General features: G+C 63.2%; 14 protein-coding genes. 10 read left to right on the plus strand and 4 right to left on the minus strand.

The genetic code is table 11. From position 1 onward, the window contains the following. The first annotated feature begins 507 nt into the window (after nucleotides 1–507). Together QX128_RS01060 and QX128_RS01065 are read left to right on the plus strand one after the other, a co-directional pair. Nucleotides 508–1,065, plus strand: a complete 558-nt coding sequence (locus QX128_RS01060) for an HD domain-containing protein (protein ID WP_316236461.1) — start codon at nucleotides 508–510, stop codon at nucleotides 1,063–1,065. Nucleotides 1,066–1,311: 246 nt separating this feature from the next. Continuing rightward, nucleotides 1,312–1,659: a DUF1127 domain-containing protein gene (locus QX128_RS01065; protein ID WP_316236462.1), complete on the plus strand. Its 348-nt coding sequence runs from the start codon at nucleotides 1,312–1,314 to the stop codon at nucleotides 1,657–1,659. A gap of 185 nt (nucleotides 1,660–1,844) precedes the next feature. Here the strand turns inward: QX128_RS01065 and QX128_RS01075 are convergent, their stop codons facing one another. From QX128_RS01075 to QX128_RS01090, 4 genes are all read right to left on the minus strand, one after another. Next, nucleotides 1,845–2,894 (minus strand): hypothetical protein, encoded by a 1,050-nt coding sequence (locus QX128_RS01075; RefSeq protein ID WP_316236463.1) that lies wholly within the window; start codon nucleotides 2,892–2,894, stop codon nucleotides 1,845–1,847. A gap of 353 nt (nucleotides 2,895–3,247) precedes the next feature. Next, a complete protein-coding gene (locus QX128_RS01080; protein ID WP_316236464.1) occupies nucleotides 3,248–3,625 on the minus strand; it encodes a hypothetical protein in 378 nt (125 codons plus the stop codon). Nucleotides 3,626–3,789: 164 nt separating this feature from the next. After that, complete coding sequence (locus QX128_RS01085; RefSeq protein ID WP_316236465.1) at nucleotides 3,790–4,401, minus strand: CinA family protein; 612 nt, start codon at nucleotides 4,399–4,401, stop codon at nucleotides 3,790–3,792. Nucleotides 4,402–4,773: 372 nt separating this feature from the next. After that, nucleotides 4,774–5,955, minus strand: coding sequence for a bifunctional 2-C-methyl-D-erythritol 4-phosphate cytidylyltransferase/2-C-methyl-D-erythritol 2,4-cyclodiphosphate synthase (locus QX128_RS01090; RefSeq protein WP_316236466.1), 1,182 nt, complete (start codon nucleotides 5,953–5,955; stop codon nucleotides 4,774–4,776). Nucleotides 5,956–6,404: 449 nt separating this feature from the next. On the opposite strand from QX128_RS01090, the gene dusB reads away from it, so the two are divergent. The 8 genes from dusB (at nucleotide 6,405) to QX128_RS01130 (ending at nucleotide 17,959) form a co-directional block, all read left to right on the plus strand. Then, on the plus strand, nucleotides 6,405–7,358 hold the full coding sequence (dusB, locus tag QX128_RS01095; RefSeq protein WP_316236702.1) for a tRNA dihydrouridine synthase DusB: 954 nt from the start codon (nucleotides 6,405–6,407) through the stop codon (nucleotides 7,356–7,358). Continuing rightward, complete coding sequence (locus QX128_RS01100; protein WP_315799943.1) at nucleotides 7,355–8,530, plus strand: nitrogen regulation protein NR(II); 1,176 nt, start codon at nucleotides 7,355–7,357, stop codon at nucleotides 8,528–8,530. Before dusB ends, QX128_RS01100 begins: the two co-directional genes overlap by 4 nt. A 9-nt stretch (nucleotides 8,531–8,539) precedes the next feature. After that, a complete protein-coding gene (gene ntrC, locus QX128_RS01105; protein WP_315799944.1) occupies nucleotides 8,540–9,982 on the plus strand; it encodes a nitrogen regulation protein NR(I) in 1,443 nt (480 codons plus the stop codon). A 175-nt stretch (nucleotides 9,983–10,157) separates the two neighbouring features. After that, a complete protein-coding gene (locus QX128_RS01110; protein ID WP_316236467.1) occupies nucleotides 10,158–12,503 on the plus strand; it encodes a PAS domain-containing sensor histidine kinase in 2,346 nt (781 codons plus the stop codon). A gap of 17 nt (nucleotides 12,504–12,520) precedes the next feature. Next, nucleotides 12,521–13,891, plus strand: coding sequence for a sigma-54 dependent transcriptional regulator (locus QX128_RS01115; RefSeq protein WP_315799946.1), 1,371 nt, complete (start codon nucleotides 12,521–12,523; stop codon nucleotides 13,889–13,891). A gap of 270 nt (nucleotides 13,892–14,161) precedes the next feature. Beyond that, entirely contained in the window at nucleotides 14,162–14,410 is a 249-nt protein-coding gene (gene hfq, locus QX128_RS01120; RefSeq protein WP_006613906.1) for an RNA chaperone Hfq, read from the plus strand. A gap of 27 nt (nucleotides 14,411–14,437) precedes the next feature. Further along, nucleotides 14,438–15,817 carry a GTPase HflX gene (gene hflX, locus QX128_RS01125; protein ID WP_315799947.1) on the plus strand — a complete coding sequence of 460 codons (1,380 nt, stop codon included), beginning with the start codon at nucleotides 14,438–14,440 and terminating at the stop codon, nucleotides 15,815–15,817. A 474-nt stretch (nucleotides 15,818–16,291) separates the two neighbouring features. Continuing rightward, the gene (locus QX128_RS01130; protein ID WP_316178708.1) at nucleotides 16,292–17,959 is read left to right on the plus strand and encodes an HNH endonuclease signature motif containing protein; all 1,668 of its coding nucleotides are present in this window, start codon (nucleotides 16,292–16,294) and stop codon (nucleotides 17,957–17,959) included. The last annotated feature ends 87 nt before the right edge of the window (nucleotides 17,960–18,046 follow it).

Genomic DNA, 18,046 nt, shown 5'->3' on the forward strand with positions numbered 1-18,046 from the left:
CGAGACATCCCGGCATTCCCCGCGCGACGGTCTTCACGCTTATACGCAGTCTCCCCGGGGACCGGCTGTCTTGCCCCCGTGACCGGCGGATCATCATCTCCACCGGCGTGACACCAGCTTCGGGGTGTCAGGACGCTGCGACTTCACGTCCGCCAGGAGCCGTTCGTCCGCACGTCCAAGACGCGCTGCGGCAATCAGCGGCCATCGCCTCCCCACCTCGCGTGTCGTGACGATCGCGATACGCCCCTCGTGTCGAGGCGGGATGAGGGGAAGGAAACATGGATTCTGGAAAATCGAAAGCGGAATATTTTCGCGGGAAGGACTGGACAGTGAGTCGGACATTGAAAGCACTCGGGAAATTCGTCGCGTGGCGCACGGGGTGGAATGCGATTTCGGCGGCTGGAAGGATTCAGCACCCGGCCGGGCACAAACCGCGAGAGGGCTGATTTGCCCGACGGGTCGGCTATCGTGATGCTCAAGGGACAATCTGAAGAGGAAAGCAGGCTGATGTCACTCTCTCATCTCTATGACGACGCGCTGGTCTATGCGGCGAAGTTGCACCGGACCCAATTGCGCAAGGGCAGCATGGTGCCCTACATCGCGCACTTGCTCAGCGTCTCCAGCCGCGTGCTGTCGGCGGGCGGCAGCGAGGTGCAGGCCATCGCCGGCCTGCTGCACGACGCCGCCGAGGATCAGGGCGGACAGGCCACGCTGGACGAGATCCGGCGGCGATTCGGTGATGGCGTCGCAGAGATCGTCGCGGACTGCACGGATTCCTGGGTCGATCCGAAGCCCGCATGGCGCCCGCGGAAGGAAGCCTATCTCGCCAAGCTGCCGCTCAAGCCGGCGTCATCGCTGCTGGTGTCGCTCGCCGACAAGGTCGACAATGCCGAGGCGATCGCGCGCGGTCTTGATGAGGTCGGCGACGCGGTGTGGCAGCGCTTCACCGGAGGAAGGGAGGGAACGATCTGGTACTACAGCTCGCTGAGCCGGATTTTTGATGAGGCTCTGCCTGGAGCGTTGGCGCGGCAACTCGCGCGGACCGTCGGCACTTTTCCGTCCTGAGCAAACCGGGGGAGGGCGCTCGGCTCGGCTCCCATTCGAGGATGACAACCTCAGATGGATCGGCTATAGAGCCGCCCATGATCACCGTCGCCACTCATCGCTTTGGTCGTTGGACGCACCGCAGCTCGCTGGCGGCGGGAGGATCGCGCTCAATCTGACGATTGCAGCATTTGATCCGATCAGCCGCCAGGGACCTGGCGGCTTTTTTAATTGCCGGCAGGTTCTTCATTCGCAAGGGAGCCCGCCATGCCGAGCACGACCGACGATCCGAGCATCAGCGCCCTCGAGGCGCGTATGCTGCGTGACACGTCGCGACCAGCAGGGCTCTCCGAACGCGGTCGCGATCCCCCGTCGAGTCATCCGATCTCGCCAAAGCCCGGCGCGAACGTCTACTACTTGGTGCCACCGGTCCCCGATCGAAGCCGCGCCGGGCCCGAGCCAGTGTGTTTGCTGCGGCTCTGGTGGCAGCGCTGGCGCGAGCGCCGCCGCTTCGGTCGGGAGCTGCCTTGGATGGCAGACGAGGAGTTGGAGGATTACGGCCTAACGCGCGAGGAAGCGCGGCGGCTGTGCCGTCGTCCGTTCTGGCGCGCGTGAGAGAGACGCGGCGGAACACAGGTCCTGCCGCGGATCCTACTTGCCCAACCTCTCGGAGAAGAACCTGACGACCTCGGCGTCAAACTCCCGGTGAAACGCCGCGCGGTCGAAATCCGCGGGCGTATCGGCACAGATGCGCGGGACGGCGGCTTTCCCGTCGCCGTTTGCCAACGAGGCCATGTCAGCTATGTCTGTTCGTCCGCAGTGTCGCCGGGATCGGCTATGACGAGGTCGGCATTGGTCGTCGGCGGCTCCTCGACGTCAAGGAGGCCCAAAATCGCAGCCGATTCGTAGACCCGCACCGCTTCACGGACACGCTCCTTATGCAGGGTGAGAAGAATCCGATGGCGGAAAAGACACAACACGAAACTTGCTGAGAGCGGCAAGAGCAAGACCGACAGGTCGTCGTTGGGCGGGCGCCACGCCAGTGTCACCACGGGGACATAGAACACCATGAGGAAAACAAGAATAAGCAACCACACTTGCGTCGCGACAGAAAACGTCGATGCAAGAAGTCGATTTTGCGCTTCGAGCTGAATGATCGAACGGTACACGCTGGGAGAATTGATCTCTATCCGCGTCTTAATCGCATTGAAATTGTCGAGATCCATGCCCTGCCGTCTCTGTTGATCTCTGCAGAACTCATGTTCGTCTGAAGAGCAGGGCTCTGGAGGCCGGGGCTCCCACCTGATGTGCTGCGCGATGTGGGGAAGCCCTATGCGCACAAGGTAGCTCCGCAAGTTATCATAGGGAAATTCCACAAGCGGCATACCGTTAACTGGGATGCCGAACGCGAAGCGTGGACTGTCGAATAGCTTAAATCGCAGATAGGCGAATAGTTGTTCAAGTGTCCAGAAGTTGGTTGGTGGCTCCGACAACTGGCGAAGACGGGTGACAGGGCTGGCGTGAGGCTGATGTGACTTTGCGACCACGGTCTCGGCATAGTAGTAGCTCGCAGTGTCCGCCCATGCGACGGATCGTTTCGAATACGTGATGCCGATCAGATAGGCGGCGCCGAGTGCCAGAACATTGCCGAGCGTGGTGGTGGATTGGCTGTGTAATCCTTGGATCGTATCACAGATGGCGTGCCAGTGAGTTCCGTAGGTGCAGTACAATATGTCTATAGGGTAGAGAATTCCTACATAGATGCCGACCAGCAGAAGCACACCTGGAAGAAGTGAACCAAAAAAATCGACTGTGAAGGCTTGGACAAAGGAAACAAGGTTTTCACTCACGAACGTTCCTCTGTGGTTGGAGCCGCTTGCAATTGCGCTGCGACGTTCAGGAAGATTGGTGACAACGTGAGGCGTTACTCTGGCACACCGCTTTCACATTCGGTCGGAGAGCTCCCTAGTATTACAATCGTAGGTTGATTTAAGTCAATCCGCCGCGAGATAGCAAAATACGAGGCGCGCGCTAACCGTGCCTGCCAAGCCGGTATATCCCCGCTTGGAGAAACCAATCCCGGCGGGGGGCAGGAGTCATGATCCAGCGCGATGACAAGATTGCTTGATCAGGTCTTCGAGGTTCTGCGGCTACCCCCAGCCGATGAACAGGATCGATTGGCGCGGCGCTCGTGGTCGCCGTTTCATCGTCTGAACCGATTGACCTCGTAAAGTTTTTGGGCGTCGAGCAGGGCATGCCGTTCCGTCACGCTCAACCGACCCGCGTCGGGGTCTTTGGAGGTCCGGCAGCGTCGATCATGGCCGAGCAGGGCATCGCGGACGTCGTTGGGAAGCGGCGCTACCGAGTCGATCGTGCAGACAGCGCCATCGGCTTCAAAAGGAATGCTCACGCCGCTCCTTCGGTCGAAGCGGAATGTTTCCTGGGTCGTCAGCGCCCGTGCCGTAAAGGTGCTGTCGTCCCTCTCCGTCACGATACAAATTTTGACAGCGTCGTTCGAAAACGCTGCATGGAAGAGATCGTTGACCATCAGGTCGGAGACGGATGTCTTGCGCTCTTTCATTGTTGATACGCCGGTACGTTCATCCGCTTGAAATCTACCGCTCCATCCACCTCATTGCGAGGCGCGGTTGCGCCGAAGCAATCCAGAGTCTTGAAGTGGGAAAGGCCCTGGATCGCGTCGCTGCGCTCGCGATGACGGTGCGGCGAGAGCCGCGTCACATCCAACTAAGTTCGCGGACGCCTCGGCCGCTTCACCGGATGCAGCCGTGGCGCGCGCGCCACGCGCGGGCGCAGTCTCGTCGCCGCAGCGCGCTTCGGCTTCACGGCGACCTGCGGCCGCGCCAACTCCATCAGCATCCGCAACGCCTCGACCACCGAGCGCGTCCGGACCGTGCTGCGGCCGATGGCACCGAAGCGGTGCTCGCGGTGGGTGATGCGGCCGTCGCGGGCTGCGACGGCGAAATGGACCAGGCCCACCGGCTTGCCGGGGGTGGCGCCGCCGGGGCCGGCGATGCCGGTGATGGCGACGGCGAGATCGACGTCGGCGCGCTCCAGGGCGCCGACGGCCATCTGGATCGCGGTCTCCTTGGAGACGGCGCCGAAGGTCTGCAAGGTCGAGGCCTCGACGCCGAGCATCGCGCGCTTGGCCTCGTTGGAATAGGTGACGAAGCCGCGGTCGATGACGTCGGAGGAGCCGGGGATGTCGGTGAGCGCGGCGGCGACCAGGCCGCCGGTGCAGGACTCGGCGGTCGCGATCATCAGCTTGCGCGACCGGCAGAGGTCGAGCAGCGAGCGGGCCAGCGCGCTGGTGGAGCCGATTTGACGTTCGCTCGCCATGTCCCCGCTCGTCCTCGATACCCTGAGAGCAGCATCAGCATCTACGTCCAAGTCCGCATAACGTTCGATGATCTCGAAGCGTTCTCGGCGGGCTCGATTTACCTCGCCTGCCAGCGCGAAGCGAAACTTCGCTCGAGCGGGGAGAGGTCGGATTGCATCGCAAGATGCAATCCGGGTGAGAGGGTGCAGGTCTATCCGCACACACTTCCCGTGCGGCTGCCCCTCACCCCAACCCTCTCCCCGCAAGAACGGGGCGAGGGGCGCACCGCGGTCGCGGTGATAGCTCGACTCAAACTCGGATTGGATCAATCTCGTAGGCTAATGTCGGTAGCGGGTTTCTACCACCTGGTCAGATCAATCCAGTCCTACTCGTTACACACCCCACGGCAACCGGATCGTCGCGCTTGCGGTGGCCGCGATGCCTTCCTCGCGGCCGGTGAAGCCGAGGCGCTCGCTCGTCGTGGCCTTCACGGCGATGCGCGAGATGTCGACGCCGGTGATCTCGGCGATGCGGGCGCGCATCTGGTCGCGCAGCGGGCCGATCTTCGGCCGCTCGCAGATCATCGTGACCTCGAGATTGGCGACGCGGCCGCCGCGCGCGGTGACGCGCTCGATGGCGTATTTCAGGAACTGATCGGAGGCCGCGCCCTTCCACTTCATGTCGGAGGGCGGGAAGTGCGAGCCGATGTCGCCATCGGCCAGGGCGCCCAAAATTGCATCAACCAGAGCGTGCAAACCGACATCGCCGTCGGAGTGGGCCAGGAAGCCCTTGCTATGCGGCACACGCAGGCCGCACAGCCAGACATGGTCGCCCTCGCCGAACGCGTGGACGTCGTAGCCGGTGCCGGTCCGGATGTCGCCGAGCGATGCTACGAGGCGCGCTTCCTCGCGCACGAAATCTTCCGGTGTGGTGAGCTTCATGTTGGCAACATCGCCCTCAAAGGTCGCGACGGTCAATCCCGCCCATTCCGCAATCGCCGCATCATCTGTGAACTCGGTGAGGCCCTCGCGCGCGGCGCGGCGATGCGCCTCGAGGATCGTCTCGAACTTGAAGGTCTGTGGCGTCTGTGCGATGCGCAGCTTCGCGCGCTCCGGCGTCGCGGTGATGTCGCCGCCCGTTCCGACCTCCTTGATGGTGTCGGTCACCGGCACAACGGGAATCGCCGCACCGGTCTTGCCGGCCGCGACAATCGCGCGCGAGATCACGGCCGGCGTGACGAACGGACGCGCGGCATCGTGGATCAGCACGATGTCGGGCTTGTGCGGCGCCAGCGCTTCCAGGCCTGCCAGCACCGAGGCCTGGCGCGTTGCGCCACCATGTGCGGGGACCTCGTGGCGCAGGCCTGATACGGCAGCATTGAAGATGTCGATGTCATCGGGATTCACCACCGGCTGGACCACCTCCACCTCGGGATGATCGGCGAAGGCGGCGAGCGCGCGATGGATGACGGTACGGCCGCCAATCGTGCGGTACTGCTTCGGACCACCGGCGCCGGCGCGCAGGCCGCGTCCGGCCGCGACGAGGATGGCTGCAGTCCGCTGAGAAGTCGTCATGGGAACAGGATATCGATGCTGATGAAAGACCAGGGTGAGGAGATTTGCCGGCTTCTTACATCTGCAGAGGATGTTAAGCGAGCAGGATCACACATGACTTGAGCGGCGACTGCGACCGCGACGCGTTCGTAAGGCGCCGTGAGGCACTTGAAGGCCGATCCGCTGCTGCGAACCGCCGTGGAGCCATGCAAAAATCCGGCGGCTCAAGGGTTTACCATGACTGCCGAACAAGCATATTTTGCTGCACTGCACTTGAAATACTGATCGTTTTGGCTAAAGTGTAGGCATGACGCTTGACTGCCCAAGATTTGTGCTTGAGAGTGCAGCGCAGACGCGATGATGCGTCCAAAGAGCTTTAAGAGTCGTTCGTGACCGGTCCGGCCAAACCACCAGCCAAAGCCTTGAAGATAGGCGACGTTTCGCTCGCCAACCGGGCCATTCTGGCGCCGATGTCGGGCATCACCGACGCGCCGTTCCGCCGACTCGCGGCCGAGCTCGGCGCCGGTCTGGTGGTGTCCGAGATGACCGCGAGCGACGATCTCGTGCGCGGGCGGTGGATATCCCGGTTGCGCTGCGAGGCCAGCGGCATCGGGCCACATGTCGTGCAGCTCGCCGGCTGCCAGGCGCATTGGATGGCGGAGGGCGCCAGGGTCGCCGAGGACGGCGGCGCCGATATCATCGACATCAACATGGGTTGCCCGGCGCGGCATGTCACCGGCGGCCAGTCCGGCTCGGCCCTGATGCGCGATCTCGATCATGCGCTGACCTTGATCGAGGCGACGGTCGAGGCCGTCGATGTGCCCGTGACCCTGAAGATGCGGCTCGGCTGGGACGAGCGCAGCCTGAACGCGCCGGAGCTGGCGCGCCGCGCGCAGGCCGCGGGCGTGCAGCTGATCACGGTGCATGGCCGCACCCGGCAGCAGTTCTACAAGGGCGAGGCCGACTGGAGCGCGGTGCGCGCGGTGAAGGACGCCGTCGATCTGCCGGTCGTCGTCAACGGCGACATCACCACCTACGAAGACGCGCGCGAGGCGCTCGACGCCTCCGGCGCGGATGCCGTGATGATCGGGCGCGGCGCGCAAGGCGCCCCCTGGCTGCCCGGTCAGATCGGCCGCCAGCTCAATGGCGGGGCGGAGGAGGGCGCGCCGGAGCTGGCGCAGCAGCTCGCACTGCTCACGGCGCTCTATGACGAGATCTGCCGCCATTACGGCGCGCGTGTCGGCCTGCGCCACGCCCGCAAGCATCTCAGTTGGGGGCTCGACGTCGCCGCTGAGCATGCCCGCGCGCCGGCCGAAAAACTGAAGGCCTGGCGCGACCGTATCCTCACGTCCGAGCAGCCGTCTTTGGTGCATCGGGCGCTGCGTGACGCTTTCGACGATTTTGCCTGGAGTGCAGCCGCATGAGCTCAGCCGCAGAACAGCGCAAGCGACTTCCGTCGGATGGCGACGCCATCCTCAACGCCTTGCCCAATCCGGTTCTCGTCATCGGCCCGGACGGCATGATCATGGACGCCAACATGGCGGCGGAATCGTTCTTCGATTCCTCGACGCAGTTTTTGCAGCGGCAGTCGCTGAAGAAGCTGGTGCCGTTTGGCAGCCCGCTCCTGGCGCTGATCGACCAGGTCCGCACGACGAGCGCGCCGGTCAACGAATACAAGGTCGATCTGGGCACGCCGCGCACCGGCGCCGATCGTCTCGTCGACCTGCACGTCGCGCCGCTGCCGGAGCGGCCCGGCCATATCGTCGTCATGCTGCAGGAGCGCACCATCGCCGACAAGATGGACCGCCAGCTCACCCACCGCAGCGCCGCGCGCTCGGTGATCGCGCTGGCCGCGATGCTGGCGCACGAGATCAAGAATCCGCTGTCGGGCATCCGCGGCGCTGCGCAGCTCCTGGAGCAGCAGGCCTCCTCGGAGGACCGCATGCTGACCCGGCTGATCTGCGACGAGGCCGACCGCATCGTCACTTTGGTCGACCGCATGGAGGTGTTCGGCGACGACCGCCCGGTGGCGCGCGGGCCGGTGAACATCCACTCCGTGCTCGACCACGTGAAGCGGCTGGCGCAATCCGGCTTTGCCCGCAACATCCGCTTCGTCGAGGACTACGATCCGTCGCTGCCGCCGGTGCTCGCCAATCAGGATCAATTGATCCAGGTGTTTCTCAACCTGGTCAAGAATGCCGCGGAAGCGGTCGTCGATCTCGGCTCGGATGCGGAGATCCAGCTCACCACCGCGTTCCGCCCGGGCGTGCGGCTGTCGGTGCCCGGCAAGAAATCGCGGGTGTCGCTGCCGCTGGAGTTCTGCGTCAGGGACAACGGCCCCGGCGTGCCGGAAGACCTGATGCCCAACCTGTTCGATCCGTTCGTGACCACCAAGCCGACCGGAAGCGGCCTCGGACTTGCATTGGTCGCGAAGATCGTCGGCGACCATGGCGGGATCATCGAGTGCGAGTCGCAGCCGCGCAAGACGACCTTCCGGGTGCTGATGCCGATGTACAGCGCAACCAAACAACCAGACCAAAGCAATCGCGATGACGTTTCGGGGACGCCGTTGCATGCCTCACAGGGATCAAATTGAGGACCACCTATGCCTGCAGGTAGCATTCTCGTTGCCGATGACGATACGGCCATCCGCACGGTCCTGAACCAGGCGCTGTCACGCGCCGGCTATGAGGTGCGGCTGACCGGCAACGCCGCCACCTTGTGGCGCTGGGTGAGCCAGGGCGAGGGCGATCTCGTCATCACCGACGTGGTGATGCCGGACGAGAACGCGTTCGACCTCTTGCCGCGCATCAAGAAGATGCGGCCGAACCTGCCGGTCATCGTGATGAGCGCGCAGAACACCTTCATGACCGCGATCAAGGCCTCGGAGCGCGGCGCCTACGAGTATCTGCCCAAACCCTTCGACCTGAAGGAGCTGATCGCGATCGTCGGCCGCGCGCTGGCCGAGCCGAAGGAGCGGGCGGCGAGCCAGCCCGACGACGGCGAGTTCGAATCGATCCCGCTGGTCGGCCGTTCGCCGGCGATGCAGGACATCTACCGCGTGCTCGCGCGGCTGATGCAGACCGACCTCACGGTCATGATCTCCGGCGAGAGCGGCACCGGCAAGGAACTGGTTGCCCGCGCGCTGCACGATTACGGCAAGCGCCGGAACGGCCCGTTCGTCGCCGTCAACATGGCGGCGATCCCGCGCGACCTGATCGAATCGGAACTGTTCGGCCATGAGCGCGGCGCCTTCACCGGCGCCAACACCCGCGCCTCGGGCCGCTTCGAGCAGGCCGAGGGCGGCACCTTGTTCCTCGACGAAATCGGCGACATGCCGATGGAGGCCCAGACGCGGCTTTTGCGCGTGCTGCAGCAGGGCGAGTACACCACCGTCGGCGGCCGCACCCCGATCAAGACCGACGTGCGCATCGTCGCAGCCTCCAACAAGGACCTGCGCATCCTGATCCAGCAGGGGCTGTTCCGCGAGGACCTGTTCTTCCGCCTCAACGTCGTGCCGCTGCGGCTGCCGCCATTGCGCGAGCGCATTGAGGACCTGCCGGATCTGGTCCGGCACTTCTTCGCGCTGGCCGAGAAGGACGGGCTGCCGCCGAAGAAGCTCGATGCCGCCGCGCTCGAGCGGCTCAAGCAGCACCGCTGGCCGGGCAACGTCCGCGAGCTGGAGAACCTCGCGCGGCGCCTGGCGGCGCTGTATCCGCAGGACGTCATCACCGCCTCGGTCATCGACGGCGAGCTGGCCCCGCCCGCGGTGACGACCGGCTCCAATGCGCCGACCTCGATCGACAATCTCGGGGGGGCCGTCGAGGCCTATCTGTCCTCGCACTTCCAGGGCTTTCCGAACGGCGTGCCGCCGCCGGGCCTCTATCACCGCATTCTCAAGGAGATCGAGATTCCGCTGCTGACGGCAGCGCTCGCAGCGACGCGCGGCAACCAGATCCGCGCCGCCGATCTGCTCGGTCTCAACCGCAACACGCTGCGGAAGAAGATTCGCGACCTCGACATCCAGGTGTACCGCAGCGGCGGGTGACGGTGATTTGATACCTTCGCGGCTGGCTCAAGCCCGCCTCAGGTGAGAATTATTGTAGACAAATCCGCGTCGCGCTTCCGCGCCGCGGATTTGTCGCAATTTGGCAACAGCGTGGTAGGAATGCATCAGTCCGATTCCCGGACGTGCCGCGTTCAGCATCACCCACCTTACCGGAATGACCAGCGCAGAGACCTCGGCCACCCCCTTCGATTCCTCGTCCGCCGACCGCCGACGCTGGACCTGGCGCACCTGGCTCGCGCCGGTCGCGGTCGCGCTGGCGCTGCTGTCGGCCTTCCTCACCTTCATTGTGCTGGTCGGGCTGACCCCGGTTGAGCCGACGACGGACGTCGTCAAGACCTTCTACTTGATCGATGCCGGAACGATCCTGGTCCTGGTCGGGATCATCATCCGCGAGGTCTGGCAGGTGGTGCAGGCCCGCCGCCGCGGCCGGGCGGCGGCACGGCTGCACGTCCAGATCGTCAGCCTGTTCTCGGTGATCGCGGTCCTGCCGGCGGTGCTGGTCGCGGTGGCCGCCAACGTCACCATCGATCGCGGCCTCGACCGGCTGTTCTCCGGACCGGCCAAGGTCGCGATCCAGAACTCGCTGACCATCGCGCGCGCCTACATGCAGGAGCACGCGCAGTTCATCCGCGGCGACATCATTGGCATGGCCAATGACATCGCCCGTGCGCGGCCGCTGTTCGATCAGGATCGCGCCAGCTTCCGCGATCTGCTGACCACCAGCGCCGCCTCGCGCAATCTGCCGGGTGCGATGATCATCGACAAGAACACCAATCCGATCGTCTGGGCCGAGTCCGGCGGGGTGCAACTGGCCTATTCGCCGCCGGCACCCGACTTCCTGAACAATGTCCGGGAGGAGGAACCCGAGATCGCGGTGCTGCCGGAGTCGAACTACGTCGCTGCGGTGATCCGGCTGCGCGCGTTCAACGACACCTTCCTCTACGTCGCGCGTCCGCTCGATCCGCAGGTCGTCGAGCAGCTCAAGCAGACCGAGCTGTCGGTCGCCGAATATGCCCAGGTCGAGGCGCGGCGCTTCGGCATCCAGATCGCCTTCGCGCTGATGTTCGCGGTGATCGCGCTGACCATCCTGATGGCCTCGGTGCTGATCGGGCTGAACTTCGCCAACTGGCTGGTGGCGCCGATCCGGCAACTGATGAATGCCGCCAACACCGTGTCGACCGGTGATCTCAACGTCCAGGTCCCGGTGCATCGCTCGGAGGGCGATCTCGCCCAGCTCGGCCAGACCTTCAACAAGATGACGCAGGAGCTGCGCACGCAGCGCGACGAGCTGGTCAGCGCCAGCGATTTGATCGACAGCCGGCGCCGCTTCATCGAGGCGGTGCTGTCGTCGGCCTCCGCCGGCATCATCGGTGTCGATGCCTCCGGCAGCGTCGGCATCCTCAACCGCTCGGCCGAGAAGCTGATCGGACATGCCGAGCAGGAGGTGCTCGATCATCCGCTCTCCGACGTGCTGCCCGAGCTCGACGACATGATGAAGACCGCGCGCGAGGGCAAGCAGCGGCTGGTGCAGGGCCAGATCACGATCCAGCGCGACGGCCATGAGCGCAATCTGTCGGTGCGCGTCACCGCCGAGCAGACCAACCAGGCGCGCGACAGCTACATCATCACGCTCGACGACATCACCGAGCTGGTGTCGGCGCAGCGCACCTCGGCGTGGGGCGACGTCGCGCGCCGCATCGCACACGAGATCAAGAATCCGCTGACGCCGATTCAACTCTCGGCTGAACGCATCCGCCGCAAATTCGGCAAGGTCATCACCGAGGACAAGGCGGTATTTGAGCAATGTACCGAGACGATCGTGCGGCAGGTCGACGACATCAGGCGAATGGTCGACGAGTTCTCGCGGTTCGCGCGGATGCCGAAGCCGGTGATGGAGGGCGAGGACGTCGCCGACACCGTGCGGCAGGCCGTGTTCCTGATGAAGGTCGCGCATCCCGAGATCGACATCGAGACCGAGATCAAGCAGGACCCGTTGCGCGCGCAGTTCGATCGCCGCCTGATCTCGCAGGCGCTGACCAACATCATCAAGAACGCCACCGAGGCGATCGAGGTGGTGCCCGAGGCGGAGCTCGGCAAGGGCCGAATCGATGTCGTCGCCTCGCGCGAGGGTGAGGACGTGCTGATCGACGTCATCGACAACGGCATCGGCCTGCCGAAGGTGGCGCGGCAGCGGCTGCTCGAGCCCTACGTCACGACGCGCGCCAAGGGCACCGGCCTCGGGCTCGCGATCGTCGGCCGCGTGCTGGAAGACCATGGCGGCAAGCTCGAGCTGAAGGACGCATCCGATTTTCGTCCCGGCCAGCGTGGCGCCTGGATGCGGCTGCGCTTTGCCGTCTCCGGCCAGGCCGCCAAGACGGGCGCGAAGGAGCAGGCGGCGGCGTCTGACAATGCGCAGAAGACCGAGGCCGGCGGCGAAACCGCCGACACGGTTCAAACGACCAATGATGAACCAAAAATCCAAGCCGCAACCGGCAGCTGACGAGACAGGCGTGACCCATGGCGAGTGATATTCTGATTGTCGACGATGAAGCCGATATCCGGGAGCTGGTCGCCGGCATCCTGGACGACGAAGGCTTCACGACGCGAACCGCGCGCGACAGCGATTCGGCGCTCGCGGAGATCACGAGCCGCCGTCCCAACCTGGTGTTCCTGGACATCTGGCTGCAAGGCTCCAAGTTGGACGGTCTGCAGCTGCTCGAGCAGATCAAGAAGGACCATCCCGACCTGCCGGTGGTGATGATCTCCGGCCACGGCAACATCGAAACGGCGGTCGCCGCGATCAAGCGCGGCGCCTATGACTTCATCGAGAAGCCGTTCAAGTCCGACCGCCTGATTCTGGTCGCGACGCGTGCGTTGGAGAATTCGCGGCTCAAGCGCGAGGTGCGCGAGCTGAAGCAGCTGGCGCCGACCGCGAGCACCATGACCGGTCGCTCGCCATCGATGAACCAGCTGCGCCAGACCATCGAGCGCGCCGCCAAGGCCAACAGCCGGATCCTGATCGTCGGCCCTCCCGGCTCGGGCAAGGAGCTCGCCGCGCGGTCGCTGCACGCGCAGTCGCCGCGCTCCGAAGGCCCGTTCGTCGTCATCAACGCCGCCGCGATCACGCCGGAGCGGATGGAGGAGGAGCTGTTCGGCATCGAGCAGTCCAATGGCGAGCAGGCGCGCAAGACCGGCGCGCTCGAAGAGGCCCACGGCGGCACGCTGTTCGTCGACGAGATCGCCGACATGCCACGCGAAACGCAGAACAAGATCCTGCGCGTGCTGGTCGACCAGACGTTTCAGCGCGCCGGCGGCACCACCAAGGTGCACGTCGACGTGCGCATCATCTCCTCGACCGCTCGGAATCTCGAGGAGGAGATTGCCGCCGGCCGTTTCCGCGAGGATCTGTATCACCGTCTGTCGGTGGTGCCGATCCGGGTTCCGCCGCTGTCGGAGCGCCGCGAGGACATTCCCGAGCTGATCGACTATTTCATGGACCAGATCTCGGTCACGACCGGCCTGCCGAAGCGGCAGATCGGGCAGGACGCCATGGCCGTGCTGCAGTCGCATGTGTGGCCCGGCAACGTCCGCCAGCTCCGCAACAACGTCGAGCGCGTGATGATTCTGGCCGCCGGTGGACCGGAGGTGATCATCACCGCGGACATGCTGCCGCCGGATGTGGGATCGATGGTGCCGGCGATGCCGACCAGCAACAATGGCGAGCACATCATGGGACTGCCGTTGCGCGAGGCACGCGAGGTGTTCGAGCGGGACTATCTGATCGCCCAGATCAGCCGCTTTTCCGGCAATATCTCGCGCACCGCCGAGTTCGTGGGCATGGAGCGGTCCGCCCTGCATCGCAAGCTGAAGGCGCTCGGCGTCGGCTGAGGCCTTCGGCTCGGCCAAACTTGCCGACTGGACGAATTTACATTGGAAAATTCGGCGAGTTCCGGAATTTTACGGATGAATCCGGGTCTTTTGGAACCGGCTTCCCTGCAAGCGGCTTGCCTAATATGCTCGCCTGTCTTCTAATCCGGCATCCCGTGGTCCCTCGAGGGGGATCTCAATGGACCATGGGTCACCTCGATGAATCCGGGGCCTGCGATCGGGTCATCGAAGGTTCAATAAGAAAAAGCACAAGACTGCGAGATAACAACAATGGCGGCCGACCGCGCACAAAACCTACAAGACACCTTTCTCAACCATGTCCGCAAAACCAAGACGCCGCTCACGATCTTCCTGGTCAATGGCGTAAAACTGCAGGGGATTGTCACATGGTTCGACAATTTCTGCCTGCTGCTCCGGCGCGACGGTCACTCGCAGCTCGTCTACAAGCATGCGATCTCCACCATCATGCCGGGAGCGCCGATCCAGCTGTTCGAGGGTGGCGAGGACGCGTCTGCGTAAGTCTGACCTGACGTGAGAGTGACCTGATTGGAACCCCGCGATCGCGAAGGGACCATCGGCCTGTCGAGGCCGGATGACAACAAGGGGACCGGGCTCGTCATCGTGGTCGGCCCCTACTTGCGAGCGCGCCGCGGCGACGATGGCGCGCAAGCAGGCCAATCCGACATGCGTGATTTCGAGGCGCGGATCGACGAGGCCGCCGGCCTCGCGCGGGCCATCGAGCTGACCGTGGCCGAGGCCATTCTCGCGCCGATCGGGCAGATTCGCCCCGCGACCTATCTCGGCAAGGGCAAGGTCGAAGAGATTGCCGGCGTGATCGCCGGCCATGGCGTCGAGCTGGTGGTGATGGATTGCGCGCTCTCGCCGATCCAGCAGCGCAACCTGGAGAAGGCCTGGAACACCAAGGTGCTCGATCGCACCGGCTTGATCCTCGAGATCTTCGGCCGCCGCGCCAAGACCAAGGAGGGCGCGCTGCAGGTCGAGCTCGCGCATCTCAACTATCAGCGCAGCCGTCTGGTGCGGTCCTGGACCCATCTCGAACGCCAGCGCGGCGGCTTCGGCTTCATGGGCGGTCCCGGCGAGACCCAGATCGAGGCCGACCGCCGGTTGATCGGCGACCGCATCACGCGGCTCGAGAACGAGCTGAAGAAGGTCCAGGCGACGCGGCGGCTGCATCGCGCCGGACGCCAGCGTGTGCCGTATCGCGTCGTGGCTCTGGTCGGCTACACCAATGCCGGCAAGTCGACGCTGTTCAATCGCCTGACGCGCGCCGACGTCCAGGCCGCCGACATGCTGTTCGCGACGCTCGATCCGACCTTGCGCGCGATCACGCTGCCGCATGGCGGCAAGGCGATGCTGTCGGACACCGTGGGCTTCATCTCCAACCTGCCGACGCAGCTCGTCGCCGCCTTCCGCGCCACGCTCGAGGAGGTGCTGGAGGCCGACGTGATCCTGCACGTCCGCGACATGTCGCATGAGGATGCCGAGGCGCAGCAGCACGACGTCGAGCTGGTGCTGAGCCAGCTCGGCATCGATCCCGAGGCCACCGACACCATCATCGAGGTCTGGAACAAGATCGACCGGCTCGATGCGGCTGCGCGCGAGAACCTAGCCAACATCGCCGCGCGGCGTCCGCCGGAGCGGCCTTGCCTGCTGGTCTCGGCCGAAACCGGGGAGGGCGTCGACGCGCTGCTGCAGACCATCGAGGACCGGCTCGCGGCGGCGCGCACCACGTTGGACCTCACCATCGACGCCGCCGACGGCGCCGGCATCTCCTGGCTGCACCGCAACGCCGAGGTGCTGGCCAAGGAGCTGCACGAGGGCCATTACGACATGACCGTGCGCGTCGACGCCACCAAGCGCGACATCGTGGTGGAGCGCTATCACGGCGTGCCCCGGGTTGCGTAGAATAGTAAAGGTATCCAACCACTATCGATTGCCACTCGATCGAGTGCGCAACCATCCAAATCAACTGATTTGAGCGCTTATTCGCTATATTCTTTGAGCGTCTCCGGCGGCCGCTTAGTGGGCCACCATCAGCTTCATCGCGCAGCAAAATCAAACAGATGCAGCCGATTCAACGGCTCTAACAGCCATCTCGGCTCACAGATGCGGATGACTTTACAGACAAAAAACTTACAACTAAAACGTGTCAATCATAATATTGATTTGTATCAATAGCGGCCGACGGCCACGCCGTTCAGAAGTGCCTTTCGTTCAAATGAGATTATTTTGTCGAGCGACATGCGGGTTGCGCGTATGGCCTCAAGAGAAAAAATTCGACAGAGTGTCCGAACCTCGATCTTTATGAGATCGATTGGTCACTGTGAGTACGGTGCTTGTGGGGAAATCGCTGCAAGATGGTCCAATGGGCACATCGAGATGATCGGCGAACTCTGCCACATCCTGCCGGTGAATGATGGCAGTCGATCCGAATTCAAAGCATCGTTTCCGCACGTCGATCTCGATTCTGAAAACAACTTGATGCTGCTTTGCCGAAAGCACCATCACCTGATCGATCAGGAAAAACCGAGCGAATACCCGCCGGCGATCCTCTTCCAGATGGTCATGAACAAAGCTCGTCACGTCGCTAGATTCGTAGATGACTTGTTTCAGAGCAGTCCATTCAGGTTCGACCACCACGAGTTGGCGCAAGATGTCAGGGTCGGTCGAATCTATGACCTGATGAATGAGGCGACCCTGAGCGGACCAAAAGAGGGGCGCAGTCTTCTCCGGGAGGCAGAGCGTGTTCTAGGCGATATTGCGCTCAACCCGTTGGTCGAAACTGCCGTGCAATGGGTGGAGTTGGCGCGACTTGAACTCAAGACGACGTCGTTGGAGAACGACTATTCTTCGTCTCGATGGGAGAAGGGTCTGCAGGCGAGCACCGCTCTGCTGAGAAAGATAGCAGACGCGCGAAAGGTGCCCGTCGCGGTTTCGCTTATGCTGCTTTTCTTAAGGGATGAGTACAGCGTATTCGATACGCAAAAGAAGCTCACATTGGCAAAGGCTCTGAACGACAAGCTCGATTCAGTTAGTGCTTCAGCTGAAGATCAGGACGCCTTGGCCTATATCTTAATAGTGAAGTCAGCCGTCGTCAGGTGGCGAGGCCGCTTGCAGCGACTTCAATCACACCAAGAGAGTTCGTTCAGCGAAGCTGAACGCTGCGCGAAACGTAGCCTGTCTCTCGTCAGATCCTCGTCGGCGTTGCTGCAGTCTTTGCTCGTGGAATACTCGAAGGCAAGATTGCTCCCGCTGAGGTCGGTTGCGGAGTATGATGAACGGATAGCCGCTATAGGCCAGAGTTTGGAGGGCCCCGAACTTCTAGAATACGGCGCGTCTGCAAAATATCGTCCAATCTTCTATCGGCAGACATTTCAATATACCAAGTCGATAGACGCATTTTGGAAGGGCATCGATTTCGGATTTCGTCCTGCGTTGAGCCGAGTGGCGTACATCATAGGCGAGGCGTCGACTGCTGCATATTCGCAAGATCGAAGCAGGGGATTGACCATTGTGAATGACGCGCTCTCGTTTCTTTCGGAGTCATTGCGTCAGGGCTTCGACCATGCCCACAATTTCAAGGCCTGGATTGCTTGCAGGTCCATCGTGGATGAAGAGTGGTTCGATGTTAACCTGTTATCTAAGTTTGAGACTGACCTCGAAGCTCCAAACCAACTCGCAAACATCTTGACTGATGCGCGACGGCGTTTTTTCGGGCAAGACGCATTCGGCCACGACGTGCTCTTCGGTGTTGATGAAGCGGAGTTCTGGACGATGCTAGGTACCTTAACTGCTCGTTGTAGATCTGATCTGGATCTCGCAATGCGGTTTTTCGAACGCGCCAATCGCTATGGAGGGCATAAGTTTCCGATACATGCTGCACGTGTGCGGGCCTGCTTGCATGTAAAGCGTCTGGAGGAAGCACGGGCGCACCTAGTTAGGGCACGGAGCGTGGCAGGCGCGCGATATGGGAGCGCGATCGCTGATCTGGAAGCGTCCCTCGCCAGATTGGAAGATTTACCGGGTCTGTCCCGAAGCTCGGCATGATTCATTTCATACCTCATGTTCAACTGGCCTTCTCCGTGTTGTTCCATAGCTGTCGACATCTTCAGGCAAGGACCACTTGCAGAGTGG

Origin of the sequence: Bradyrhizobium sp. SZCCHNR1015 (genome assembly GCF_032489875.1) — a bacterium.
Lineage (GTDB): Bacteria > Pseudomonadota > Alphaproteobacteria > Rhizobiales > Xanthobacteraceae > Bradyrhizobium.

Coding starts and splice junctions, on each gene's coding strand:
- QX128_RS01080 (WP_316236464.1), bottom strand. CDS start 3,625: ATGAAAGAGCGCAAGACATCCGTCTCCGACCTGATGGTCAACGATCTC.
- QX128_RS01065 (WP_316236462.1), top strand. CDS start 1,312: ATGCCGAGCACGACCGACGATCCGAGCATCAGCGCCCTCGAGGCGCGT.
- ntrC (WP_315799944.1), top strand. CDS start 8,540: ATGCCTGCAGGTAGCATTCTCGTTGCCGATGACGATACGGCCATCCGC.
- QX128_RS01100 (WP_315799943.1), top strand. CDS start 7,355: ATGAGCTCAGCCGCAGAACAGCGCAAGCGACTTCCGTCGGATGGCGAC.
- QX128_RS01110 (WP_316236467.1), top strand. CDS start 10,158: ATGACCAGCGCAGAGACCTCGGCCACCCCCTTCGATTCCTCGTCCGCC.
- QX128_RS01060 (WP_316236461.1), top strand. CDS start 508: ATGTCACTCTCTCATCTCTATGACGACGCGCTGGTCTATGCGGCGAAG.
- QX128_RS01115 (WP_315799946.1), top strand. CDS start 12,521: ATGGCGAGTGATATTCTGATTGTCGACGATGAAGCCGATATCCGGGAG.
- hfq (WP_006613906.1), top strand. CDS start 14,162: ATGGCGGCCGACCGCGCACAAAACCTACAAGACACCTTTCTCAACCAT.
- QX128_RS01130 (WP_316178708.1), top strand. CDS start 16,292: ATGATCGGCGAACTCTGCCACATCCTGCCGGTGAATGATGGCAGTCGA.
- QX128_RS01090 (WP_316236466.1), bottom strand. CDS start 5,955: ATGACGACTTCTCAGCGGACTGCAGCCATCCTCGTCGCGGCCGGACGC.
- QX128_RS01085 (WP_316236465.1), bottom strand. CDS start 4,401: ATGGCGAGCGAACGTCAAATCGGCTCCACCAGCGCGCTGGCCCGCTCG.
- dusB (WP_316236702.1), top strand. CDS start 6,405: ATGTCGGGCATCACCGACGCGCCGTTCCGCCGACTCGCGGCCGAGCTC.